General features: G+C 70.3%; 20 protein-coding genes and 1 pseudogene. 9 read left to right on the top strand and 12 right to left on the bottom strand.

Annotated features, from left to right (window positions below; all coding sequences use genetic code 11):
* Positions 1-2: 2 nt before the first annotated feature.
* A complete protein-coding gene (locus AX769_RS16765) occupies positions 3-1,055 on the top strand; it encodes an aldo/keto reductase (RefSeq protein ID WP_066281659.1) in 1,053 nt (350 codons plus the stop codon).
* 21 nt (positions 1,056-1,076) lie between these two features.
* On the opposite strand, the pseudogene AX769_RS16760 reads toward AX769_RS16765, so the two are convergent.
* Positions 1,077-1,825: pseudogene (locus AX769_RS16760) on the bottom strand (SDR family oxidoreductase).
* Positions 1,826-1,878: 53 nt separating this feature from the next.
* On the opposite strand from AX769_RS16760, the gene AX769_RS16755 reads away from it, so the two are divergent.
* A complete protein-coding gene (locus AX769_RS16755) occupies positions 1,879-2,316 on the top strand; it encodes a MarR family transcriptional regulator (RefSeq protein WP_066281657.1) in 438 nt (145 codons plus the stop codon).
* Positions 2,317-2,345: 29 nt separating this feature from the next.
* On the opposite strand, the gene AX769_RS25765 is transcribed toward AX769_RS16755, so the two are convergent.
* The 3 genes from AX769_RS25765 to AX769_RS16740 form a co-directional block, all read right to left on the bottom strand.
* On the bottom strand, positions 2,346-3,095 hold the full coding sequence (locus AX769_RS25765) for a penicillin-binding transpeptidase domain-containing protein (RefSeq protein WP_066281655.1): 750 nt from the start codon (positions 3,093-3,095) through the stop codon (positions 2,346-2,348).
* On the bottom strand, positions 3,092-4,099 hold the full coding sequence (locus tag AX769_RS25760) for a penicillin-binding transpeptidase domain-containing protein (protein WP_066281653.1): 1,008 nt from the start codon (positions 4,097-4,099) through the stop codon (positions 3,092-3,094). Before AX769_RS25760 ends, AX769_RS25765 begins: the two co-directional genes overlap by 4 nt.
* A 171-nt stretch (positions 4,100-4,270) precedes the next feature.
* Positions 4,271-5,167: an oxidoreductase gene (locus AX769_RS16740; protein ID WP_066281648.1), complete on the bottom strand. Its 897-nt coding sequence runs from the start codon at positions 5,165-5,167 to the stop codon at positions 4,271-4,273.
* A 53-nt stretch (positions 5,168-5,220) separates the two neighbouring features.
* On the opposite strand from AX769_RS16740, the gene AX769_RS16735 reads away from it, so the two are divergent.
* Positions 5,221-5,829, top strand: a complete 609-nt coding sequence (locus AX769_RS16735; RefSeq protein ID WP_082763883.1) for a DUF4232 domain-containing protein — start codon at positions 5,221-5,223, stop codon at positions 5,827-5,829.
* Positions 5,830-5,950: 121 nt separating this feature from the next.
* Positions 5,951-6,916, top strand: a complete 966-nt coding sequence (locus AX769_RS16730) for an alpha/beta hydrolase (RefSeq protein ID WP_239451832.1) — start codon at positions 5,951-5,953, stop codon at positions 6,914-6,916.
* A gap of 21 nt (positions 6,917-6,937) precedes the next feature.
* Here the strand turns inward: AX769_RS16730 and AX769_RS16725 are convergent, their stop codons facing one another.
* A complete protein-coding gene (locus tag AX769_RS16725; protein WP_066281642.1) occupies positions 6,938-7,348 on the bottom strand; it encodes a DUF6855 family protein in 411 nt (136 codons plus the stop codon).
* A gap of 119 nt (positions 7,349-7,467) precedes the next feature.
* Here AX769_RS16725 and AX769_RS16720 point away from each other — a divergent pair, with 119 nt between their 5' ends.
* From AX769_RS16720 to AX769_RS16710, 3 genes are all read left to right on the top strand, one after another.
* The gene (locus AX769_RS16720; protein ID WP_066281640.1) at positions 7,468-8,061 is read left to right on the top strand and encodes a TetR/AcrR family transcriptional regulator; all 594 of its coding nucleotides are present in this window, start codon (positions 7,468-7,470) and stop codon (positions 8,059-8,061) included.
* A 41-nt stretch (positions 8,062-8,102) separates the two neighbouring features.
* The gene (locus AX769_RS16715; RefSeq protein WP_066281638.1) at positions 8,103-8,435 is read left to right on the top strand and encodes a hypothetical protein; all 333 of its coding nucleotides are present in this window, start codon (positions 8,103-8,105) and stop codon (positions 8,433-8,435) included.
* A 96-nt stretch (positions 8,436-8,531) separates the two neighbouring features.
* The gene (locus AX769_RS16710; RefSeq protein ID WP_157887690.1) at positions 8,532-9,326 is read left to right on the top strand and encodes a class II glutamine amidotransferase; all 795 of its coding nucleotides are present in this window, start codon (positions 8,532-8,534) and stop codon (positions 9,324-9,326) included.
* 18 nt (positions 9,327-9,344) lie between these two features.
* Here AX769_RS16710 and AX769_RS16705 read toward each other — a convergent pair whose 3' ends face one another.
* Genes AX769_RS16705 through AX769_RS16690 form a run of 4 tightly spaced genes read right to left on the bottom strand, consistent with a single transcriptional unit; the run spans position 9,345 to position 15,302 of the window.
* Positions 9,345-12,419, bottom strand: a complete 3,075-nt coding sequence (locus AX769_RS16705) for an FtsX-like permease family protein (protein ID WP_066281633.1) — start codon at positions 12,417-12,419, stop codon at positions 9,345-9,347.
* Positions 12,416-13,144, bottom strand: a complete 729-nt coding sequence (locus AX769_RS16700) for an ABC transporter ATP-binding protein (RefSeq protein WP_066281631.1) — start codon at positions 13,142-13,144, stop codon at positions 12,416-12,418. The genes AX769_RS16705 and AX769_RS16700 overlap by 4 nt, the downstream gene beginning before the upstream one ends.
* Positions 13,141-13,830 carry an ATP-binding cassette domain-containing protein gene (locus tag AX769_RS16695; protein WP_066281629.1) on the bottom strand — a complete coding sequence of 230 codons (690 nt, stop codon included), beginning with the start codon at positions 13,828-13,830 and terminating at the stop codon, positions 13,141-13,143. The genes AX769_RS16700 and AX769_RS16695 overlap by 4 nt, the downstream gene beginning before the upstream one ends.
* Before the next feature lie 29 nt (positions 13,831-13,859).
* A complete protein-coding gene (locus AX769_RS16690; protein WP_066281627.1) occupies positions 13,860-15,302 on the bottom strand; it encodes a glutamate decarboxylase in 1,443 nt (480 codons plus the stop codon).
* A gap of 88 nt (positions 15,303-15,390) precedes the next feature.
* On the opposite strand from AX769_RS16690, the gene AX769_RS16685 reads away from it, so the two are divergent.
* Positions 15,391-16,458 (top strand): NAD(P)-dependent alcohol dehydrogenase, encoded by a 1,068-nt coding sequence (locus AX769_RS16685; RefSeq protein WP_066281624.1) that lies wholly within the window; start codon positions 15,391-15,393, stop codon positions 16,456-16,458.
* A gap of 9 nt (positions 16,459-16,467) precedes the next feature.
* Here the strand turns inward: AX769_RS16685 and AX769_RS16680 are convergent, their stop codons facing one another.
* On the bottom strand, positions 16,468-17,493 hold the full coding sequence (locus tag AX769_RS16680; protein WP_066281623.1) for a LacI family DNA-binding transcriptional regulator: 1,026 nt from the start codon (positions 17,491-17,493) through the stop codon (positions 16,468-16,470).
* Positions 17,494-17,597: 104 nt separating this feature from the next.
* On the opposite strand from AX769_RS16680, the gene AX769_RS16675 reads away from it, so the two are divergent.
* Positions 17,598-19,055 (top strand): L-fucose/L-arabinose isomerase family protein, encoded by a 1,458-nt coding sequence (locus AX769_RS16675; protein ID WP_066281622.1) that lies wholly within the window; start codon positions 17,598-17,600, stop codon positions 19,053-19,055.
* 105 nt (positions 19,056-19,160) lie between these two features.
* Here AX769_RS16675 and AX769_RS16670 read toward each other — a convergent pair whose 3' ends face one another.
* Both AX769_RS16670 and AX769_RS16665 read right to left on the bottom strand, forming a co-directional pair.
* Positions 19,161-19,526: an L-rhamnose mutarotase gene (locus AX769_RS16670; RefSeq protein ID WP_066281621.1), complete on the bottom strand. Its 366-nt coding sequence runs from the start codon at positions 19,524-19,526 to the stop codon at positions 19,161-19,163.
* Positions 19,523-21,019 carry a hypothetical protein gene (locus AX769_RS16665; protein ID WP_066281620.1) on the bottom strand — a complete coding sequence of 499 codons (1,497 nt, stop codon included), beginning with the start codon at positions 21,017-21,019 and terminating at the stop codon, positions 19,523-19,525. Before AX769_RS16665 ends, AX769_RS16670 begins: the two co-directional genes overlap by 4 nt.
* Positions 21,020-21,036 lie beyond the last annotated feature (17 nt).

Below are 21,036 nucleotides of genomic sequence, written 5' to 3'. Positions count from 1 at the left end.
TCATGGAATATCGTCATCTGGGCAACACGGGCCTGCAGGTCTCGACCGTCAGCCTCGGCACGATGGGCTTCGCCGGTACCGGCTGGGCGAGCCCCATCGGGCACATCGACGTCGACGGGGCCAGGCGGCAGATCGACATCGCCAAAGGCGCAGGAGTCAACCTGATCGACACCGCCGATGTCTACTCGGAGGGTGCCTCCGAGGAGATCCTGGGTCAGGCCCTCGGCTCGAAGCGCGACGAGGTGCTGATCGCGACGAAGGTGCGCGGCGGCATGGGGGAGGGCCCGAACGACGGCGGTCTCTCGCGCCACCACATCGTGAAGGCCGCCGAAGACAGCCTGCGCCGCCTCGGCACCGACTACATCGACCTGTACCAACTGCACGGCTGGGACGGCTCGACCCCGCTGGAGGAGACGCTCGGCGCGCTCGACGACCTCGTCCGCTCGGGTAAGGTGCGCTACGTCGGGGCCTCGAACTTCTCGGGCTGGCACCTGATGAAGGCGCTCTGGGCCTCCGACGCGAAGGGGTTCGAGCACTTCGCCAGCCAGCAGATCTACTACTCGCTGCAGTCGCGCGACGCCGAGAACGAGCTGGTGCCGATCTCGCTCGACCAGGGTCTCGGGATCCTGGTCTGGAGCCCCCTCGCCGGTGGACTGCTGACCGGCAAATACCGCCGCGGGCAGGACGTGCCGGAGGGCTCGCGCCGCTTCGAAGGCTGGTCGGAGCCGCCCATCTACGACGAAGACCGCCTCTACGACACCATCGAAGCGCTCGTGCAGATCGCCGAGGATCACGGCGTCTCGGCCACGCAGGCGGGCCTGGCCTGGACACTGGCCAAGCCGGGCGTGACGAGCGTGATCGTCGGTGCCCGGACGGAGGAGCAGCTCACCGACAGCCTCGGCGCGGCCGACGTGCAGCTGACCGCCGAGGAGATCGCGCGCCTCGACGCGGCGAGCGCAACGCCCCTGCCGTACCCGTACTGGCATCAGGCGAACACCGCGGACGGCCGCTCGAGCGCCGCCGACCTCAGCCTGATCGGCCGGCACATCCAGTAGGACGACCCCGGTGACCGCTCGCTAGGCGATGCCGCCGTTGACCCGGATGATCTGGCCGCTGATCCAGGCCGCATCGTCGCCGCTGAGCAGAGAGACAGCGGCGGCGATGTCGTCGGGCGAGCCGAGACGGCCGGCAGGATGCGAGCGGGTGATCGTCGCCACCTGCTCGTCCGTCTTGCCGTCGAAGAACATCGGCGAGGCGATGGCCCCGGCGCGATGGCGTTCACGGTGATGCCTCGAGGGGCGAGCTCTTTCGCGCCAGTGCGAGTGAGTGACTCGACGGCGGCCTTCGCGGCCATGTAGACGCCCATCCCGGGTGTGGTCGCCGCCAGCGACGTCGTCGAGAGGGTGATCACCCGCCCGCCGTCGCGCAGTCGGTCGGTCGCTGCTCGGAGGCCGTTCAGGGTGCCCCGGGCACTCGCGTCGAACACGGCGTCGTAGTCGGCGTCCGACGCGGCCGCGAGGGGCCCGAGACGGCTGAGCCCGGCGTTGTTGACGAGCACGTCGGCCCCGCCGAAGTGGGTCTCGGCGGCGTCGAAGAGTCTCTCGAACGTGGCCGACTCGGCGACGTCGCCGCCGACGGCGACGGCTCGGCCCGCGGCGCCCGCGATCTGGTCGACCAGATCGAGGGCAGGCCCTTCGTTTCTCGCGAAGTGCACGATGACGGCGAGCCCGTCGTGTGCAAGCCGGCGGCTGATGGCGCGGCCGAGTTCGCCGGAGGCTCCGGTCACGATGGCGACCTTGGGTGCGACGTGAATTGAGGTTGTCATGTCAACCACGATGCACTGGTACGGTTGTCATGTCAACCTGAAGGGCGTTCGCCATGGATTCCACCCCGCCGCTGCGCGACGACGAGCTGGCCCTGTGGCACGCGTTCAAAGGCGCGTCCGAGGCCGTCACGGCTGCCGTCGAGAAGGAGATTCAGGATGCAGCAGGGTTGACGGGCGCGGAGTTCGGCGTGCTCGATCGGCTGCGCCTGCACGAGGGTGCGATGCGCCAGGTCGACCTGGCGCGCTCACTGGGCTGGCAGAAGAGCCGCCTGTCGCATCAGCTGGCGCGAATGCAGGAGCGTGATCTCGTCGTGCGCCATTCGTCCGGCCCGTCGAACGCGATGGCGCAGCTGACCGCCCCGGGCAGGGCGGCGATAGCGGCGGCGTTGCCGGCGCACGCCCGCGCCGTGCGGGCTCACCTCGTCGAGGCGGTCGCCCCGGAGCTGCGCGCGACGGTGCTCGAGATCCTGCTCGCCGCCGGCCGCGCGTAGGCGGGTGAGCGGTTCGGGGCAACCGGGTCTCACCACGTCGTGGGGAGGTTGGCCCGCGGGTTCGTGGTCGGCGGGATGCTGAAGTGCTGGATCACGTCGGACGCGATCTCGCGGAAGGCCGGCCCGACCCCGGCCGAGGTCTTGTTGACCGTCGGCTTGGTCATCGTGACGAGCACGACGTACTGCGGGTTCACCGCGGGGATCATGCCGGCGACCGACGTGATGTAGTCGTCGCCGTAGCCGCCGCCCGGTGCGTCGGCGACCTGCGCCGTGCCCGACTTCGCGGAGAGCTGGTATCCGGAGATCGGTGTCATCGAACTCAGGGTGCCGGTGGTGAGGGTGCTCTGCAGCATCTGCACGACCTGGTCGGCGGCGCTCGCCGAAACGACCTGCGTCCCCGTGCTCGACGGCGTTTCGGTCACCGTCCCGTTGCTGCTCGTGCACTTCTGCACCAGCGTCAGCGGCATCTTCACGCCGTGGTTCGCAATCGCCTGGTAGGCACCGGCCATCTGGATCGCAGTGGCCGAGACGCCCTGCCCGAACATGCTGTTGTAGTCGGTCTGCTTGTCCCACTGCGAGACCGGCTTGAGAGGCGCGGTGGGCTCGCCGGGGAAGCCGACCGCCGAGGGGGAGCCCAGCCCGAACTTCTCCATGTAGTCGTAGCGCGTCTGTTCGCTCAGGGCCTGGCCGAGCAGCGAGATGCCCACGTTCGACGAGTTCGCAAGGACGCCGGTCAGGGTCAGGTGCTCGACGGGGTGCGTCTCGGCATCGTCGATCACGCCCCCCAGGGGAAGGTGCGCTGGTCGGGCACGGTCGCCTGGGTGGTCGGAGTGGCCTTGCCGGTGTTCAGCAGGGCCGATGCGACGAGGCCCTTCATCGTCGATCCTGGTTCGTACAGGTCGGTGAAGGCCTTCGAGTAGAGGTCGCTCGACGAGCTGCCGTCGACGTTGTTCGGGTCGACGCTCGGCCAGTCGGCGACGCTCTCGAGGTCGCCGTTCGAGACCTTCACGACGATCGCCGTGGCCGACTGGGCGCCCAGGGCCTTCGCCTGGGTGGCGAGGTCGTTCTGCACGAGATACTGCAGCGTGCCGCTGATCGTGGTCGTGACCGTGCCCCCCGCGACGGGCTTCTTGGTGACGGTCGCCGTGCCGGGCAGCTCGACGCCGTCGGCTCCGGTCTCGTAGGTCTCCGACCCGTTGGTGCCGGCGAGGCACTTGTTCTGCTGCAGCTCGAGGCCCGCCTGGGCGCCGGAGTCGCCGACGAAGCCGACGAGGTTGCCGGCCACTGCGCCGTCCGGGTACGACCGCGTGGAGTCTTTCACGAGATAGACGTAGGGGATGTGAAGGGCCGTGACGGCCTGATACTGCGCCACGGTGATGCTCTTGACGAGCGAGGCGAAGTCGGCCTTCTTGTTCGCCGTGATGTCGGAGGTGAGCGTCTGTGCAGTGGCGCCCGTGGCCGCGGCCACCTCGTTCATGGCGGTTGCGACGGTCACCTTCGTGGTCTTCTTGCCGACCGTCCGCGTGAACGTCGAGGCGTCGACCGGTGCCGCCGTGACGTCGTAGCGGAGGACGGTCGCAGCCAGAGGCGTGCCGTCGCTGGTCGTGATGTCGCCTCGGTCGCCTGTGATCGTCTGGTGAACGGTCAGCGACTGCGACGACTCGGCGTCGAGGGCCCGAGCTCGGACGACCTGGAAGTCGACGAGCCGGAAGGCGAACGCGATGACGACGACGAACACCACGATCGACACGATCGTCAGCCGACGGTTGCTGCGACGCACCATACCCGGGGGTCCCTTCCGACGGCGCGCCGGATGCGGGCCGTCGAACCGGACGCTACGGGGGCCGTGCGCCGCCGGGCGGTCGGGCTCGCGGTCGTCTCGCCGGAATGCCAGGTGATTGGGGGCCGAATCATTGGTTCGTGCGCGGCACCAACCGGGTGGCGCTGGTCGGGGTCAGCCGGGCCCGTCGCTCGCGGCGGCGAGAAGCGGCACGAGCACGTCGCTGATGGGCGTCAGGATGCCACGGGCCCGCGCCCGACGCTGCACCACCCCGTTGCGGATGTCCCACTCGAGCGGCCGACCCTGCTCGCGGTCGACCAGGATCGACGTGCCGACGTCGGGCGGGAACGCCTGGAAGTAGGCGACGATCTCGTCGGGCACGTCGTCGGTCAGCACGGCGCCGTCGGCGCGGGCCACCTCGAGGCACTCGCGGAGATAGGCCAGGGAGAGCTCGGTGATGTCGGCTCGCGCGTACATCCCGGCGCGGCGACCCGTCAGGGCCTGCAGCCCCGCAACGGCGTTCTGCAGCAGCTTGCGCCAGGCCACCGACGGGAAGTCTGCGGCCAGCTCTACCGTGCACCGGGTGCCCTCGAGGGCGTCGCGCACCACGCGGCCGGCGGCCGTGTCGGGCACCGTCAGCCGGGCAGGGCCGCGCAGCCAGACGGAGCCGTCGGGCTGGGCCTGGGCCGGGAACCAGACGACCGACGGGATCACCTGCGCACCGGCTGCGTGAGGCGACACCATCGCCTCCTGCTCGACGCCGTTCTGGAGGGCGCAGACGACGGTATCGGGCCCGCACAGCGCGGCGAGCCAGGGAGCCGCTGCCTCGATCTGCGTGGTCTTGACGGCGAGGAAGACGAGGTCGACCGGGCCGCCCGCGCGCCCCGGATCGGTCTCGACGGGCCCTGGCACGAGGATGTGCCGGTCGTCGACGTCGAGCTGCAGGTGATCGCGCGCAGTGCGCCCGAAGAGCCTCGGTGTGCGCCCGACCTCGTGCAGCGCCGCCGCCACGGTCGTGCCGATGGCACCGGGGCCCACCACGGCGATCGTCGGGGTCGTCGTTGCGCTCATGCCTCCATTCTGGCGTGTGGGCAACCGCAGGGTGCTGGTGGTAGACCGAGCGCATGGGGATTTGGGGAAAGATCGGAATTGCCGTCGTCGCCGCGGGAGTGGTCGTCGGGGCGGCAGGATGCACGTCGTCGACGAAGACGGCGACGCCCACTCATACGACGACTGTGACGGTGCCTGCGTCGCCCTCGCCCTCGCCCTCGTCGAGCCCGGTCTCGTCGCCCGCCCCGACCACCGCCAAGACCGCGGCGCCTGTCGCCGAGTGCGCGACAGCCGAACTGACCGGCTCGCTCGGGCAGGGTGCTGGCGCGGCCGGGACCGACACGGTGCCGATCATCCTGGCCAATCGCGGCTCGGTCTCGTGCACCCTGCAGGGCTGGCCTGGTGTGTCTGCCGTCGGTGGCGGCGACGGCGCGCAGATCGGCCCGGCGGCCACGTTGGATCGATCGACGCCGCACGCGACGGTGACTCTGGCGCCGGGAGGCTCGGCTCAGGCGACGGTGACCAGCCGCGCCTCCAACGCGCCGAACTGCGACCCGAAGCCCTCAGACGGCTTCCGCGTCTACCCGCCCGGCCAGAAGGCGTCGCTGTTCGTGACGAATAAGAACTCGGCCGCGACCGCCTGCTCGGGCACGCAGGATCTGTCGGTCGGCGCCCTGCATTGACCCCGTCACCCTGCGCTGGCCATCGCCCTGCATTGACCAGCAGCAGGTCTTGTCGGAGGCGTTGGGCGAGTCGCATACTCGACTCAGCCACAGTGCAGTGGCCCGACCAATGGAGGTCACCTTGTCCGACACCGTCCTTCGTGTTCCGCCCTTCGACCCCGAACTCGGCGCGGTGCTCGCCGCCATCGGCGATGCGATGCCATCGACTCTCACCCCCGAGATGATTCCCGCCATGCGCGGCGGCATCCCCATCCCGGAGGTCTCCGACCTCTTGCAGGGTCGCGCGATCGAGCACGACGAGCGCTCGATCCCCGTTGAGGGCGGCGAAGTCACGCTGTCGATCTTCCGCAAGGCCGACCACGTGACCGGGGGCCCGGGAATCTTCCACACGCACGGCGGCGGCATGATCATCGGCGACCGTTTCACGGGCGCCGACGAGTACCTCGACTGGGTCGAGCACTTCGACGCCGTGGTCGTCTCGGTCGAGTACCGCCTCGCCCCTGAATTCCCCGACCCGACACCGGTGAACGACTCGTACGCGGGGCTGGTGTGGATGTCGGAGCACGCCGACGAGCTCGGCTTCGCCCCCGACAAGCTGGTCATCGCGGGCGCGAGCGCCGGCGGCGGGCTGGCCGCGGGAGTCAGCCTCAAGGCCCGCGACGAGCACGGCCCTGAGCTCGCCGCGTCGCTCCTCATCTACCCGATGATCGACGACCGCAACGAGACGGTGTCGAGCCATCAGATCGACAGGATCGGCGTCTGGGATCGCGGCAGCAACGACACCGGCTGGGACGCCCTGCTGGGCGATCGGCGGAAGACCGACGCCGTCTCGATCTACGCAGCCCCCGCCCGAGCCACCGACCTCACCGGTCTGCCTCCGACGTTCGTCGACTGCGCCTCGGCCGAGGTGTTCCGTGACGAAGACGTCGCCTATGCGACAAGGATCTGGGAGCAGGGCGGCGTCGCCGAGTTGCACGTCTGGCCAGGGGGGTTCCACGGCTTCGACGCGCTGAGCCCCCAGGCCCGGCTGTCGCTCGAGGCGCGGGCAGCGCGCGTCGCGTGGCTGCACCGAGTGCTCGGGGTCTGACGCCCAGGGCCCCGCCCGGCCTCAGGGCCTCGGCAGGCCGCGCACGCTGTTGTCGCGCGGTTCGTGGGTGAGCTCGGCGAGGCCGAGCTCTTCGAGCAGCGGCGGCAGGTACATGCCGAACCGCCCGCGGTAGCCCTTGCGCAGCCCGTACCAGCCGCCGACCGGGTTGCTCTCCGACCGCCCCCAGGCCTCGACGGTGCCGGCGGTCGCCTCTTTCTTCTCGTCGGCCGCGCCGAGCGGAACCCAGTCGTCGGCGTCGAGCAGCCAGGCGTGGAGATCGTCGATGGCGCGGAGGTCGTAGCGCAGAGTCGTCGAGCCGACCTGGCAGACCAGCTCGTGCGGCTCGGCGGCGTCGTCGACGCGCATCGTGTACTCCGACGAGCCGGGGGCCGTGCGCAGTCGCCAGGGGTCGGACTCGGTGCCTGCGGCCATGGCGCGCCTCCATCATCGGTGTGTGGTCACAGTGGCCTCGAACCCGCGCGGCGTCAAGCCTCGCTACGATGCGACTGGTCGTTTCTTTTCGCGGCGACCGGTCGACAGAGGAGCAGCCCATGCCCAGGCGTTACGACAGTGCTGCCACTGCGCGGCTCGTGCTCGACGCGGCCGCGATCGAGTTCGCGGCGAGCGGGATCGACGGCGCTCGCGTCGACAAGATCGCTGCCCGGGCCGGCGTCAACAAGACGGCGATCTACTCGTACTACGGCAATAAGGAGAGCCTCTTCGCCGCGGCCCTGCAGGATCGGCTCGGACAGCTTGCCGAGAGCGTGGCGCTCACCCCCGAGGATGTGCCGGGTTACGCCGGAGCACTCTTCGATTTCGTCACCTCGCACCCCGACATCGTGCGGCTCTACGAACACGAGGGCATGCACTTCGAACCAGCGGCAGCGCCCGGTTTCGACGACCGCGAGCAGTACCACCAGCGCCGGGTCGCGGTGATCCGCGAAGCCACCGGCCCCGGATCCGATGCCGAATCGATCTTCCTCAGCCTCATCTCGATGGCGTACTGGTTCGTCGCGGCGCCCCAGGTCGTGCGCATGATCTACGGCACCCTCGACGAGGCACAGGTCAAGGAGCGCTACCGGGCACGTGTGGTCGAGACTGCACGTATTCTCATCGCCGGGACGGGCGCCGGGTCCGGGAGCTAGAATAGAACCATTCAGTTGGTTCTATTCGAAGGGAACAGGCCATGACTACGGCTTCTATCGACATCTCCACTCACCGAGGCTCCCGCCAGGCGGCTCGCCGTGCGGCAGCCCGTCGCGCAGCGACCGGTCGAGTCTCCGGTCACGGCATCCGCCGCGCCGCCGCCGACCCGGCGATCGCTCGCCCGGCTCGAGGCGCCGGTCGCGTCTCGGGTGCCGGCATCGTGCGCCTCGAGGCCGACCCGACCGTCTCGCGTCCTGTTCGCGGTGCCTCTCGGGTGACCGGCTCGGGCATCGTTCGACGAGCCGCCGGCGCAGGGGCCCTCGCCGCGCCGCGCACCCCGGGTCGCGTCGATGGCATGGGCATCGTCCGCTAGCTCGGCGCATGCCCGTCGCTGCAGGAGCAGAGTGGCCTCACGAGAGAAGGTAGGGCCGCGATGTGCAGGCTGTTCGGGCTTCATGCCGGTGAAAACGTGGTCCGTGCCGACTTCTGGCTGGTGGAGGCGCCGGACAGCCTCGAACGGCAGAGCGCGCGCAACGCCGACGGATTCGGCATCGGGGCCTTCGGGATCGATGGCGCGGCGACCGTCGACAAGGGTGTTCTGCCCGCCTACGAAGACCCGGGCTTCGTTCGCGAGGCCCACGAGCTGATCGGCACCACCTTCGTCGCTCACGTGCGCCACGCGACGACCGGCGCGGTCGCGGCGACGAACTCGCACCCCTTCACCCAAGACGACCGTCTCTTCGCCCACAACGGCGCCCTCGGCGACCTACCGCGCCTCGAAGCCCGTTTGCAGGATCTCGACGCGATGGGTCTCGTGCACGGCGACACCGACAGCGAGCGCTTCTTCGCTCTCATCACCGCGCTGATCCGCGCGCACGACGGTCACGTCGAGGCGGGCATCACCGAGGCCGTCGCCTGGGTGGTCGCCCACCTCACCGTCGTCTCGCTCAACTTCGTGCTCGCCACGGCGACCGACCTGTGGGCCTTCCGCCATCCGGCGCTCGACACGCTCTTCGTGCTCGAGCGCCCTGCCGGCGGCACAGGCGCGCAGGACGCCGAGGCGGGCCGCACCGTGCCCGGCGACGGGCTCGACGCCCGCGGCTCGCACCTCGCGGTGCGCTCCGCCCCTCTCGACAGCACGCCCAGCGTGGTGGTGGCGAGCGAGCGCATGGACGACGAAGACGGCTGGCGGGCGGTGGAGCCCGGCCACCTGATCCATGTCGACCGGCGTCTGCATGTCGCGACGACGTCGATCCTGCCGTGATCGGCTACGCCCGAGCGATCACTCTTCGCCCTCGCGCAACCGTGACGCCTTCGCCTGGCGCACCACTGTGGCGGCCGCGATCAGCGCCGTCGCCCCGACGAGCATGGCGAAGGCCAGCGCGAAGGCGATGATCGGCGGCGCCGTCGGCACGAAGTCGAGGTGCACAGGGGTGGTCGTGGCGAACCCGGGCAGAAGCGGCAGGGCCACGAGCGCCGCGACGATGCCCGCAGGAAGCCCGATCACGGTCGCCCCGCCGAGGAGGATCGCCTGCTCGAGGACAGCCGCCCGGTAGAGCGCGGCCCGAGGGATGCGGAGCACGCGCAGCGCCGCCATCTCGTACGAGCGCCGACGCGAGGTCGCTGCGATCGACACCGCGGTCGCCCCCATCGCGAGGAAGGCCCCGATGAACGACGCGAGCAGGAGCAGCAGGAGGGAGAGCCCCGGGGCCTGGCGGGCGTAGTCGGCCTCGCGCGCGCTCGTCGTCGAGACACTCTCGACCGTGAGGCCCTGCCTCTTCAGCAGCGTCACCGCATCAGGTGGTGCGTGCGGGCCGAGCCACACCTGCCAGCTCGCCTCGCCGTCGAACTCGGGCAGCTGTGTTCGCAGCGCCGTGAGGTCGGCCACGACCCCGAAGTCGAGGACGACCGGCAGCACGGGGCTGTAGCTCTTCACCTCGACGGGGGCCGTGTTGTTGTAGCCGTCCATGACGCCCCGCGCGTGCGACACCTGGCCCGCGACCATCCCCGTGGGGGTGGCGACGAGAGGGATCGGATACGGGGTGGAGGCGTACACGATGCCCCCGAAGCCGCCGTTGTACGCGGCGAACCGATCGTGGACGCCGTCGCGATCGACCGTCACGTGGTCGGTCGCCTGGCCCTGTGGCACCTTGAGACGCCAGGCCTCCGGCTGCGTGAGCCGGGCGGCGAGCGGGTGGAGCGCTCTGCTGCTGCCGGTGCCGGCGTCGAGACCGTGGAGCGTGAGCGTGCCCTTCATCGTGCCGGGCAGCGTGATCGGGCGGTCCCAGGTCAGGCCGACGAACGAGCATCCCTTCGCACAGGGGATCGTGGCGGCGTACTGGTGTGTCCCTTCGACGACACCGGTCGACTGCACGTCGATCTCGGTGCCCGCTTTGTCGAGCAGATTGAACTGCACGATGGGGGCGGCCGCCGGGGCGATGCCCGAGCCGGTGATCGTCGCGCGGATCCTGGTGCCTGTCACGGTCAGGGCGGGCACGACGTCGGAGTGGATGTCGCGGTAGATCTCGTCGACCGAGGGGCCGCCGCGGGCCGCTTCGCCGACTGCTCGGATCCGCGACGCGTCGACGCCCAGCACCGTTCCGTTGACCGCGCCGCCGTCGGGCAGCCAGGTCGCCGCAGCGGCCGCCCAGGTGCCGTCGGGGTCGGCCCGGCGGACGGCGTTCACAGGGTCGACGGCGGGGCTGTACTGGATCGAGACCGAGGTCTGCGCGCCGACTTCAGCGTCCGAGCGCACCGCGCGGTTGTTGGTCGCCACCGACTCGCCGGCTACTCCGAAGCACGCCAGGCCGACGGCAGCGGCCAGCAGCACGGCGAGACGCAGGCCGGCGGGGCGTCGAGCCACCTGGCGCGAGGCCAGGAAGGTGCCGATGCGCCGCGTCGCCCGTGTCGGCGCCACGAGCACACCGGCTGCCCGGGGGATGAGACGACTGCCGAGAAGGGCCGCCGCCACGACGAGCAGCGCCGGGGCGAGCAGCGTGAGGGGCCCCGCACCCGGGTCGACCGCGAGCACCACGAGCCCGCCGACCGCGAGAGCGGAGACCAGGATCTCGACGACGAAGACGGCCCGCGACGACCTGACGTTCTCGGTCGTGCGCCGCCACTGCGCCAGCACCGGCCGCGTCACCACCCGCCTTGCTGCCACGACGGCCGCGATCAGGCCGCCTGCGAACGCCGCGACGACCGCAGCCGGAGCCTCGGCCGTGACGACGACCGGCGTGCCCGGCAGCAGGGCAGAGCCGCAGAAGATCCTGGCGATCACGTAGCCGAGCCCGAAGCCCACGGGCATCGCGACGGCCAGCACCGCGAGCGGCTCGGCCAGCCCGAAGCGCCAGATCGCGGGCGGCGAGAGCCCCCGCAGCTTCGCCAGCGCGATCTCGGCGCCGCGGGCCTCGACGGCGTCGATCATCATCAGAAAGAGCACCAGCCAGCCGAGCAGCGTGAGCTGCGCCGTCACGATCAGGGCGCTCACGTTCACCAGAGCGCGCTGGTGCGCCGCCTCGTCGAGCACGTGCGTGATCTTCGTGCCGATGGTGACTTGCGACTCGTCGGCGAAGCGCTTCTGCAGTGCGGTGACCTGAGCCCGCAGCGCCGGGACGTCTTTCAACCGGATCGACGACGGGTCGAGCGGGTAGTCCTCGGAGCCCTGCAAGAAGGCCGACGGGTTCGTCGTCAGCGTGCGGCGTGCCACGAACAGGGTGTCGACCGAGGGCGGGGGTTTGGCATTCGCGTGCGCCTCGAAGTAATCGCGCCCCGACCAGTAAGGCGACTGCAGGTCGTCGGCCTGGTAGACGCCGACGACCCGCACCGTGCCGCCGGTCGCGAGGCTGAGAGTGTCGCCGACTTTCCAGTCATCGCCGGCGCTCGCCGCCGTCCGTGCTGAGACAGCGGCCTCGCCGACCGCCGTCGGGCAGCGCCCCGCGGTGAAGCGCACCTGGCCGCAGAAGCCCTGCCGCCAGACGAGCGCCGTCTGCCCGACACCCTGCGAGGCGGATGCCCCGTTGATGCTCTTCTCGTAGAGCGACAGCGTCGAGATCTTGCGCGAATAGCCGGGAATGGAGCCGGCCGCCGGCGCGTCGGCGAGCGACGAGTCGATCTGGGCGAGGCTCAGCGTGTTCTCCGTCACGCCGCCCGACACGCGCGACGCCTCGAACTGCAGCCCGCTCTCGGCCGGGGCCGCCTGCGTCAGCCCGTCGCGGAGGGTCGACTCCGAGGCGGCCTGCGCGTACAGCGGGCCGAGCGCGGCCCCGGCGGCGGTCACCACGGCGGCGACGAAGAGGGCGGTCGACATCGGCCAGCGCCAGCGGAGCCCGCGCGCGGCCAGGCCGAAGCGGCTCACGGGGCGGCCCCGTCGGATCCTGGGCCCGTGTCGGATCCAGCGGCCCCGTCGTGCCCTGCGCCCGTGTCGGCCGCGTGCCGGCCCCGTCGACGGCCCGCGAGCCCAGCCAGATCGTGCACGCGATCGGCGCGCCCCGCGAGGTCGGTGTCGTGCGTCGCGACGAGCACCGTGCCGCCGTCTCGGGCGATCTGCTGCAGCAGGCCGAACATGCGATCGCGGGTGGCGTGGTCGAGCTCGGCGGTGAATTCGTCGGCCACCACCAGCCGAGGGCGGCTCACGAGCGCCCGCGCCACTGCGACTCGCTGCTGCTGGCCGCCCGACAGCGCCTCGGCGAGGTGGTCGGCCACCGCCGTGAGGCCGACGAGCTCGAGGGCATCGGCGGCTCGCGCCCGGACCTCCCGCACCGAGAGCCCGGCGTCGTGCTGCACCGCCATCTCGACGTTCTCGGCCGCCGTGAGCAGGCTCACCAGCCCGTAGGCCTGCAGGATAAGCGACGTCGCCTCGGGTGGGTACGGGTTGTCGACCGAGCCGCTGTCGGCCTGTTCGAGACCCGTCAGGATCGCCAGCAGGGTCGACTTGCCCGACCCCGACGGCCCGGTGACAGCGGTCACGGCGCCGGCCGGGGCGCTGATCGAGACGCCGTCGAGGATCACGCGGCCGTCGCGCTCGTAGCGGATCCCGGTGCCGACGAGTGGCGCGGAGGTGGAGAACGCCGGCTCGCTCATGCTTCGCTGATCCGCCCGCTGTCGATCGTCACCGTGCGCCCCAGTCGCGACGCGAGGTCGCGGTCGTGGGTGACCGCGACGACCGTAATCCCGCGGCCGGCGCAGATCGCGACCAGGAGGTCGGCCACGGCGGCGCGGTTGACGTGGTCGAGCTGGCTGGTCGGCTCGTCGGTGACGAGTGCGGTCGGCCCGGTGGCGAGGGCTGCCGCGAGGGCGAGCCGCTGGCGTTCGCCCCCTGAGAGCCGGTCGCAGCGGGTGCCCGCGAGGTGGGCGAGCCCCAGCTCGTCGAGCAGGGGCAGCAGCGCGGGCAGGTCGCGGCGGCCGTGGCTGCGGGGGGCGCGCTGGGCGAACTCCAGGTTGTCGAGGCTGCTGGCGTAGGGGAGGAGGTTGCGATACGGGTTCTGCGCCACGACGGCCAGGCGTGTCGCCCGGACTCGCAGCAGCTCACGCTCGCTGAGTGCCGTGAGATCGGTCTCGCCGAGGTGGATGGTGCCGGAGGTGGGCCGTTGCAGGCCCGCGAGCAAAGTCAACAGTGTCGACTTGCCCGAGCCCGACGGCCCGGCGATCGCCGCCGACGTGCCGCCCGGAACAGTGAGCTCGATGCCGTCGAGAGCCGGCACGGGCTCGCCGTCGACCACGTACTCGTGCCGCAGCCCGGCGCACGTGATCGTCTCGCCCGGCCCCATGAGGTTCGATCATGCCACGGGCGGTCCGTTCAGCTGGCCGACCTCGATACCGCGGGCGCGCCATCCGGCACCGCCGCTGTGGCGTCGTGGTTGAACGACGCCCCCTCGCCCGGCGCGAGAGACCGCGACGGCGGCCGCGAGTCGAGCTTCGCGATCGCGGCCGCGAGGTCGACGAGCAGCAGATCGGCCATGTCGACGCTGAGGCCGTGCCGCACGACGATCCGCTGCAGCACGACCTCCTGCTGGTCGGCCGGAAGCGTGTAGGCCGGCACCAGCCAGCCGCGGGTGCGCAGCTCTTCGGCCAGGTCGAAGAGATTCCAGGCAGGATCGGCGCCGCCGTCACCCGACCGCAGCGTCCACGCGACTGCCGGGATGCCCCGCTGCGGGTCGCCGCCGAACGCGATGTCGAAACGCCCCGTCGCCTCCACCCCCTCGGCGAGGTGCTGGGCGACGAGGTAGCACGCGCGCTGCACCTTCTCGTAGCCCTCCCGCCCGAGCCGCACGAAGTTGTAGTACGACGAGATCACCTGCCCGCCGGGCCGCGAGAAGTTGAGGTTGAAGGTCGGCATCTGGCCGCCGAGGTAGTTGACGTCGAAGACGAGCTCGTCGGGGAGGTCAGCGGTCTCGCGCCACACGATCCAGCCGCTGCCGAGGGGTGCGAGCCCCGTCTTGTGGCCGGAGACGTTGATCGACTTGACCCGTGGCATCCTGAAGTCCCACACCACGTCGGGGGCGCAGAACGGCGCGACGAAGCCGCCGCTCGCCGCGTCGACGTGGATGTCGACGTCGAGCCCCGTGCGGGCCTGGAGGTCGTCGAGTGCGGCGCTGATCGCGACGACGTCTTCGAAGAGGCCGGTGAACGTCTGGCCGAAGGTGACGACCACGGCGATCGTGTTCTCGTCGACACGGTCGAGCACCTGGGCCGGAGTGAGCACGTGGCCCGAGTTCATCGGCGCCTGGCGCATCTCGACGTCGAAGTAGCGCGCGAACTTCTCCCAGCAGACCTGCACCGGCCCGGTGACGATGTTGGGCGACGCGGTTGGGAGACCCTCTGTGATCCTGTGCGCCTTCCACCGCCACTTCGCCGCGAGGCCGCCGAGCATGGCTGCCTCGCTCGAACCCGTCGTCGACGTGCCGCGCGTCGTCGCCGCCTCGGGGGAGTGGAAGAGGTCGGCGAGCATGTGCACGCACCGCGTCTCGAGCTCGGCCGTCTGCGGGTACTCGTCTTTGTCGACGATGTTCTTCTCGAGCGACTCGGCCATCAGCCGCCGCACCTCCGGCTCGACCCACGTGGTCGTGAAGGTGGCCAGGTTCATCCGGGCCACCCCGTCGAGCAGCAGTTCGTCGCGCACCAGCTGGTACACCTCGCGCGGCTCCTGCTCGGGGCCGGGGAAGCGCAGCTTGGGTGCGCCGCGCTCGAGCACGCCCGAGGCGAAGACGTCGGTGTCGGGGTCGTCCGTAGGAGAGGTCATGCCCCCACTATCCGCCCTCGGCCTATTCCCTCCTGAGGGGTACTGATGCAACCCCGTTCTTCACAACAGCTGTCGGTAACGTGGAAGCATGGAAAAGACCACGACCACCGTCGCTGCCTGGGCAGCTCCCTCCGCCACCGAACCCGTCGCCCTGACCACCATCGAGCGCCGCGCCGTCGGCCCCAAAGACGTCCTGATCGCCATCGACTACGCCGGCATCTGCCACTCCGACATCCACTTCGCCCGCGGCGAGTGGGGCCCCATCTCGTACCCGCAGGTCGTCGGGCACGAGATCGTCGGTGTCGTGACCGAGACAGGATCCGAGGTCTCCCGCTACAAGGTCGGCGAGCGCGTCGGCGTCGGCTGCATGGTCAACTCGTGCCGCGAGTGCGCCAACTGCCTCGCCGGGCAAGAGCAGTACTGCCTGAAGGGCAACATCCAGACCTTCGGAGGCGTCGACCCCGCCGACGGCACCATCACGCAGGGCGGCTACTCGACCCACGTCGTCGTGACCGAGGACTTCGTCCTCCGCATCCCCGAGAACCTCGACTACGCCGCCGTCGCGCCGCTGCTCTGCGCCGGCATCACCGTCTACTCGCCGCTCAAGCACTGGAACGCCGGCCCCGGCAAGAAGATCGCCGTCGTCGGAATGGGTGGCCTCGGCCACATGGCCGTCAAGATCGCGCACGCTCTGGGCGCCGAGGTCACCGTGCTCTCGCAGGGCCTGTCGAAGAAGGAGGACGGCCTCCGTCTCGGAGCCGACCACTACTACGCCACCGGCGACGGCACCGTGTTCACCGAGAAGGCGAACACCTACGACCTGATCATCAACACCGTGTCGGCCCTCATCGACATCAACGCCTACCTCGGCCTCCTCACCTTCGACGGCACCCTCGTCAGCGTGGGCGCCCCCGCCGAGCCGCTGCCCGTCCAGGCGTTCACCCTGTTCAACAACCGCCGCTCGTTCGCCGGCTCGAGCATCGGCGGCATCCTCGAGACGCAGGAGATGCTCGACTTCTGCGCCCAGCACGGCATCGTGCCCGAGACCGAGCTGATCTCGGCCGACTACGTCAACGAGGCGTGGGAGCGCGTCGTGGGCTCTGACGTGCGCTACCGCTTCGTCATCGACGCGAAGACGATCGGCGTCACCGCCTGACCCCCGGTGTCAGGCGGCGGGTGCTGACACCCGCACGATCAAAGAAGGACGGAAGACGCTCGTCGCATGGCGATGGGCGTCTTCCTTCTCTTCGATCTCGCCCATGAGCATCTCGACCGCCGCGCGTCCGAGCGCGTACTTCGGCTGGTCGATGGTGGTCAGCGGGATCGGCGCGTCGGCGGCGATCGCCAGATCGCCGTAGCCCACCACCGACACGTCGCCCGGCACCGAGATGCCGTGCTCGGCGAGCCCGCGGATCACACCGATTGCGAGTTGGTCGTTTGTGCACATGATGCCGGTGGGCCGGGGGCCTGAGGTGCTCAGGATGCGATCGACCACCTCGACACCCGCCTCCGTCGTCATCTCGGGCACCTCGTATTCCACGAGACCGTCGTCGTCTCCGGTGACTGCCGCGAGAGCGGCCTGCGCGCCCCGACGGCGATCGGCGCACTGAGGGATCCCGTGCGGTCCGTTGACCACGGCGAACGCGGTGCCGCGGGTATCGAGCAGGTGCTGCGCCGCGATCCTGCCGCCCAGCACGTCGTCGATCGACGTGGAGCAGCCGTCGTCGCTCGTGCGGTCGATCAGCACGAGGTGCGTGCCGAGGCTGCGAAGCCGCGCCAGGCGCTTCTCGTCTGCGGTGAGCGGTACGACGAGGGCTCCGGCCGCCCGGTGCTCTGCCAGCATCTCGAGCTGGTCGCGCTCGCGCCGAGGGTCGTCCTGGCTGTTGCACAGGATCATGCCGTAGCGGTGGTCATCGCAGGCGGCGGCCACGCCCCGGGCGATCTCCGAATAGAACGGGTTCGTGATGTCGGGCACCACCAGACCGATGAGGCGGTTGTTGCCGCGGCGGAGCGTCGCGGCGGCGACGTTCGGCACGAAGTCCATCCGGTCGATCGCCTCGAGAACGCGGGCTCGGGTCGCCGGCGAGACGATGTCGGGCCGGTTGAGCGTGTTCGACACGGTGGCGATCGAGACGCCCGCTTCTTTGGCGACGGCGGTCAACCCGATCTGACGCGGCTTGTCGGGGCTCATCCGGCCATCTTAAGTCGTGGCGGGGCGCCAAGTACCCGGCTCGGCGCGATTGCCTTCAGGTTGTCGAGGGCGCATAATTCAAACGATTAAAGACAGGGACGACGATGACCACCACCACGACCACCTCTCCGACCGCCGAGCTCGAACGCCTGCTGCCTGCCCATAGCCGGCGCCGCACCCGCATCGGCCTCGTGGCCGGTGGCCTCGGCACCTACTGGCCGCAGTTCCCCGGGCTCCTGCCGCAGCTGCAGCAGTGCGCCGCCTACGTCGGCGACCGGTTCGAGAAGCTCGACGCCGACGTCACCGACGTGGGGTTCGTCTCGGACGACCAGGAGGCGGCCCTGGCGGCGGAGAGGTTGCGGCTCGTCGACTGCGACCTCATCGTTGTCTACCTGACCACCTACCTCACCTCTTCGATGGTGCTGCCGATCGCGCAGCGCACCGGCGCTCCGGTGCTCATCATCGACCTGCAGCCGAGTCCCAAGATGGACCACGCGTCGTTCGACACGGGGCTCTGGCTGGCATACTGCGGGCAGTGCCCTGTGCCCGAGGTCGGCAACGTCTTCCGCCGTGCGGGCATCCCGTTCCGCTCCGTCTCGGGCTGGCTCGAAGAGGACTACTCGTGGCGGCGCATCGAGCGGTGGGTCACCGCAGCCGGCGTTCGGGCCGGCCTGCGGCACGCCCGGCACGGCCTGATGGGGCACCTCTACCCGGGCATGCTCGACGTCTCGACCGATCTCACCCTCCTGCCGACGACGTTCGGCTCGCACGTCGAGGCGCTCGAGTTCGACGACCTCCGTGTGCGGGTCGAGAAGGTGACCGACGCCGAGACCGAGGCGCGAATGGAGCTCGCTCGTGAGATCTTCACCATCGACGACTCGGTGGACGACGGCGACTTCGCGTGGGGCGCGAAGGTCTCGGTCGGTCTCGATCGACTTCAGGAGGACTTCGACCTGGATTCTCTCGCCTACTACCACCGGGGTCTCAACGGCGAGCAGCACGAGCGGCTCGGCGCCGGCATGATCCTGGGCGCCTCCTTGCTCACCGCTCGCGGCGTGCCGACCACCGGCGAGTACGAGCTCCGCACCACGGTCGCGCAGATGATCACGCAGAGCGTCGGCGCCGGCGGTTCGTTCACCGAGATCCAGGCGATCAACTTCGAGGACGGCGTGGTCGAGATGGGCCACGACGGCCCGGCGCACCTGGCCGTGTCGTCGCACGACCCGCTGCTTCGCGGGCTCGGTGTTTACCACGGCAAGCGCGGCTGGGGCGTCTCGGTCGAGTTCGACGTGCAGCCCGGGCCGGTCACCCTGCTCGGTCTCGGGCAGGATCGCGACGGGGCGCTGGCCCTGGTCGCCTCCGAGGGCGACGTCGTGCCCGGGCCTCTGCTCGCGATCGGCAACACGACCAGCCGGGTCGACTTCGGCATGCACCCCGGCGAGTGGGTCGACCGCTGGAGCCAGACCGGCATCGGCCACCACTGGTCGCTGTCGATCGGGCACCGATCGGCCGACTACGCCGCTGCGGCAGAGCTGCTCGGCATCGACTTCCGCCAGGTCTGACCTCTCCCCCCTTCCGTTTTACCTATGGGTAGCGCCCCGCCGCACAGAAATAACTGTGCGGGAGGGCGCTACCCATAGGTAAAACGGGCGGGGAGGGGAGCGGCGTCAGTCGAGGTGGAAGTACTCCTCGAGTTCCACGATGTCGCCGGGGGCCGTGCGCTCGTCCACGGGGGCGAACCAGTCGCCCATGGCTGCCTGCCAGCGCGTGTTGACGTCCTCATCGGCCATCCTGGCCTGGGCTGCGGCGAAGTCCCCCGACCGGAGGGTGCCGACGACGAGCCCGGTCGCACGGTCGACGAAGAGGGCGTAGTCGCGCCAGCCGGCCCGCCGCAGCGCTTCCTGCATCTCGGCCCAGACGTGCTGGTGGGCCTCGAGGTACGGCTCCAGGCGGTCGAGTCGCACGCGCATGAGGAAGCAGGCGCGGCCCGCAGCCGAAGCCGCGGGCCGTCCTTCGGTGTCTCTTGGCGTCATGCGACCGGGAATCGGACGCAGGCGACGGCGTAGGGGCCGAGCTCCACGGTCTCCGAACCGACGGTCGCCGTGCCGATGGGGTCGCCGGCAGTAGCCGTGTCGACCACGCGCAGGGTCCCTCCGACGGCCCCGGGCAGCTCGGTCGTGGCCGTCTCGCCGGTGCGGTTGACGAGCAGTACGCGCCGCTCGCCGTCGTGCACGAACGGCAGGCGGTCGGGCACGCCGAGGGTTGCCGCGCGACCGCCGGTCGCTGCCTCGAGGGGATCCTGAATCAGGATGTCGCCGGGCACGATCGACTCGCGCAGCAGCTGGAGTACGCGGAACCGCGCATTCGGCGACCCGTCGTTCCAGTCGACCATCGAGACGCTGGGGAATTGGCCGGGGTAGCCGACGAGCTGCGATTCGCCGATCGCGTCGATGCCGAGGCGTGTGAGCTCGACGACCAGGTGCGCGTAGAGCGCGCCGGCGAGGTTCCAGTACTCGACGGGGAAGTCCGGCTCTCCCATATCGGCGCCGTGGGCCGTCAACTCGTCTTCGGCCAGGATGATACCGACCTCGTTGATCATCGTCTTCGTGGACGGCGAGAGGCGCTTGCGCACCGACTCGATCCATCGCACGGTCGTGACGAACCCGTCGGCCTGGGCGAAGAGGCTGTGCTGCCACTCGTCGAAGGTCTCGGCGAGCACCGGGTGCGCATAGAAGTGGTACGAGATCCAGTCGAGGGGGATGCCGTCGCGGTGGTTCGCCGGGTCGAGGAAGTACTCGAAGTATTCGGGGTCTTGGCCGGGCCGGGCGAGGCCAAGGCCGACGAACTTCGTCTCGGGGCTGACGCGGCGGATCGCCTCGACGATGATGTCGTAGCGCTCGGTGTACGACTGCGGGGTTGTCTCGTGCTCGAAGTCGGCCTCGTTGAGCACTTCCCAGAACGGCAGCTCGTAATGATGCCCGGACTCGTGCCAGACGCCGTGCTCGTCGGTCAGGCCGCCCTTCGTGTACCAGGAGACGAGGCGCTCGAAGTAGTCGCCGAGCTGCTTGCCGGTCGGGTCGACGAGGTCGACACCGAGGTTGTAGGGGAAGAAGATCTCGCGCGGGTCGGCCGGGTAGTCAGGCTGGCCGTCGACGAACATCCAGCCGGGGATCGTCGAGAAGTTGAGGATCGGGTTGCGACCCTTCGTCGCCTCCAGGAAGTCGATGGTCGGCGGGTCGACGTGCGTGAAATCCCACGACGTCGTCGTCTCGGTCGGCGGCTCGAGCTCGGCGACGGACTGGTGCGGGTAGGGGAACCACGGCACGTAGCGGACATGGTCGGCGTCGAGCTCGCGGAAGGCGCGGTAGGCGCCCTCGCGGACGGCCTCGCCGGGCATGAGCTTCTCGTTGACGACGACCTGCAGGGTGGCGGTGGTCTTGGAGACCCCGGCCGCTTTCGACCAGTCGATGGCGACGCGGGGGATGAGCTGCGGGGCGCGCTTGCGGGTGAAGGTGCTGAGAGACATCGGTGTCCTTTCTGGGG

The organism is Frondihabitans sp. PAMC 28766 (genome assembly GCF_001577365.1).
In the GTDB taxonomy this organism is placed as follows: Bacteria; Actinomycetota; Actinomycetes; order Actinomycetales; family Microbacteriaceae; genus Frondihabitans.
The sequence above is the reverse complement of the archived record's forward strand: the minus strand, read 5'-3'. Positions and strand labels throughout refer to the sequence as shown.

Excerpts from the sequence above, each read along its gene's own strand:
- AX769_RS16680 (WP_066281623.1), bottom strand. The coding sequence starts at position 17,493 with ATGAGCCCCGACAAGCCGCGTCAGATCGGGTTGACCGCCGTCGCCAAA.
- AX769_RS16765 (WP_066281659.1), top strand. The coding sequence starts at position 3 with ATGGAATATCGTCATCTGGGCAACACGGGCCTGCAGGTCTCGACCGTC.
- AX769_RS16715 (WP_066281638.1), top strand. The coding sequence starts at position 8,103 with ATGACTACGGCTTCTATCGACATCTCCACTCACCGAGGCTCCCGCCAG.
- AX769_RS16735 (WP_082763883.1), top strand. The coding sequence starts at position 5,221 with ATGGGGATTTGGGGAAAGATCGGAATTGCCGTCGTCGCCGCGGGAGTG.
- AX769_RS16720 (WP_066281640.1), top strand. The coding sequence starts at position 7,468 with ATGCCCAGGCGTTACGACAGTGCTGCCACTGCGCGGCTCGTGCTCGAC.
- AX769_RS16685 (WP_066281624.1), top strand. The coding sequence starts at position 15,391 with ATGGAAAAGACCACGACCACCGTCGCTGCCTGGGCAGCTCCCTCCGCC.
- AX769_RS16695 (WP_066281629.1), bottom strand. The coding sequence starts at position 13,830 with ATGGGGCCGGGCGAGACGATCACGTGCGCCGGGCTGCGGCACGAGTAC.
- AX769_RS16670 (WP_066281621.1), bottom strand. The coding sequence starts at position 19,526 with ATGACGCCAAGAGACACCGAAGGACGGCCCGCGGCTTCGGCTGCGGGC.
- AX769_RS25760 (WP_066281653.1), bottom strand. The coding sequence starts at position 4,099 with ATGGTGCGTCGCAGCAACCGTCGGCTGACGATCGTGTCGATCGTGGTG.
- AX769_RS16700 (WP_066281631.1), bottom strand. The coding sequence starts at position 13,144 with ATGAGCGAGCCGGCGTTCTCCACCTCCGCGCCACTCGTCGGCACCGGG.
- AX769_RS16665 (WP_066281620.1), bottom strand. The coding sequence starts at position 21,019 with ATGTCTCTCAGCACCTTCACCCGCAAGCGCGCCCCGCAGCTCATCCCC.
- AX769_RS16740 (WP_066281648.1), bottom strand. The coding sequence starts at position 5,167 with ATGAGCGCAACGACGACCCCGACGATCGCCGTGGTGGGCCCCGGTGCC.
- AX769_RS16755 (WP_066281657.1), top strand. The coding sequence starts at position 1,879 with ATGGATTCCACCCCGCCGCTGCGCGACGACGAGCTGGCCCTGTGGCAC.
- AX769_RS16675 (WP_066281622.1), top strand. The coding sequence starts at position 17,598 with ATGACCACCACCACGACCACCTCTCCGACCGCCGAGCTCGAACGCCTG.
- AX769_RS16725 (WP_066281642.1), bottom strand. The coding sequence starts at position 7,348 with ATGGCCGCAGGCACCGAGTCCGACCCCTGGCGACTGCGCACGGCCCCC.
- AX769_RS16690 (WP_066281627.1), bottom strand. The coding sequence starts at position 15,302 with ATGACCTCTCCTACGGACGACCCCGACACCGACGTCTTCGCCTCGGGC.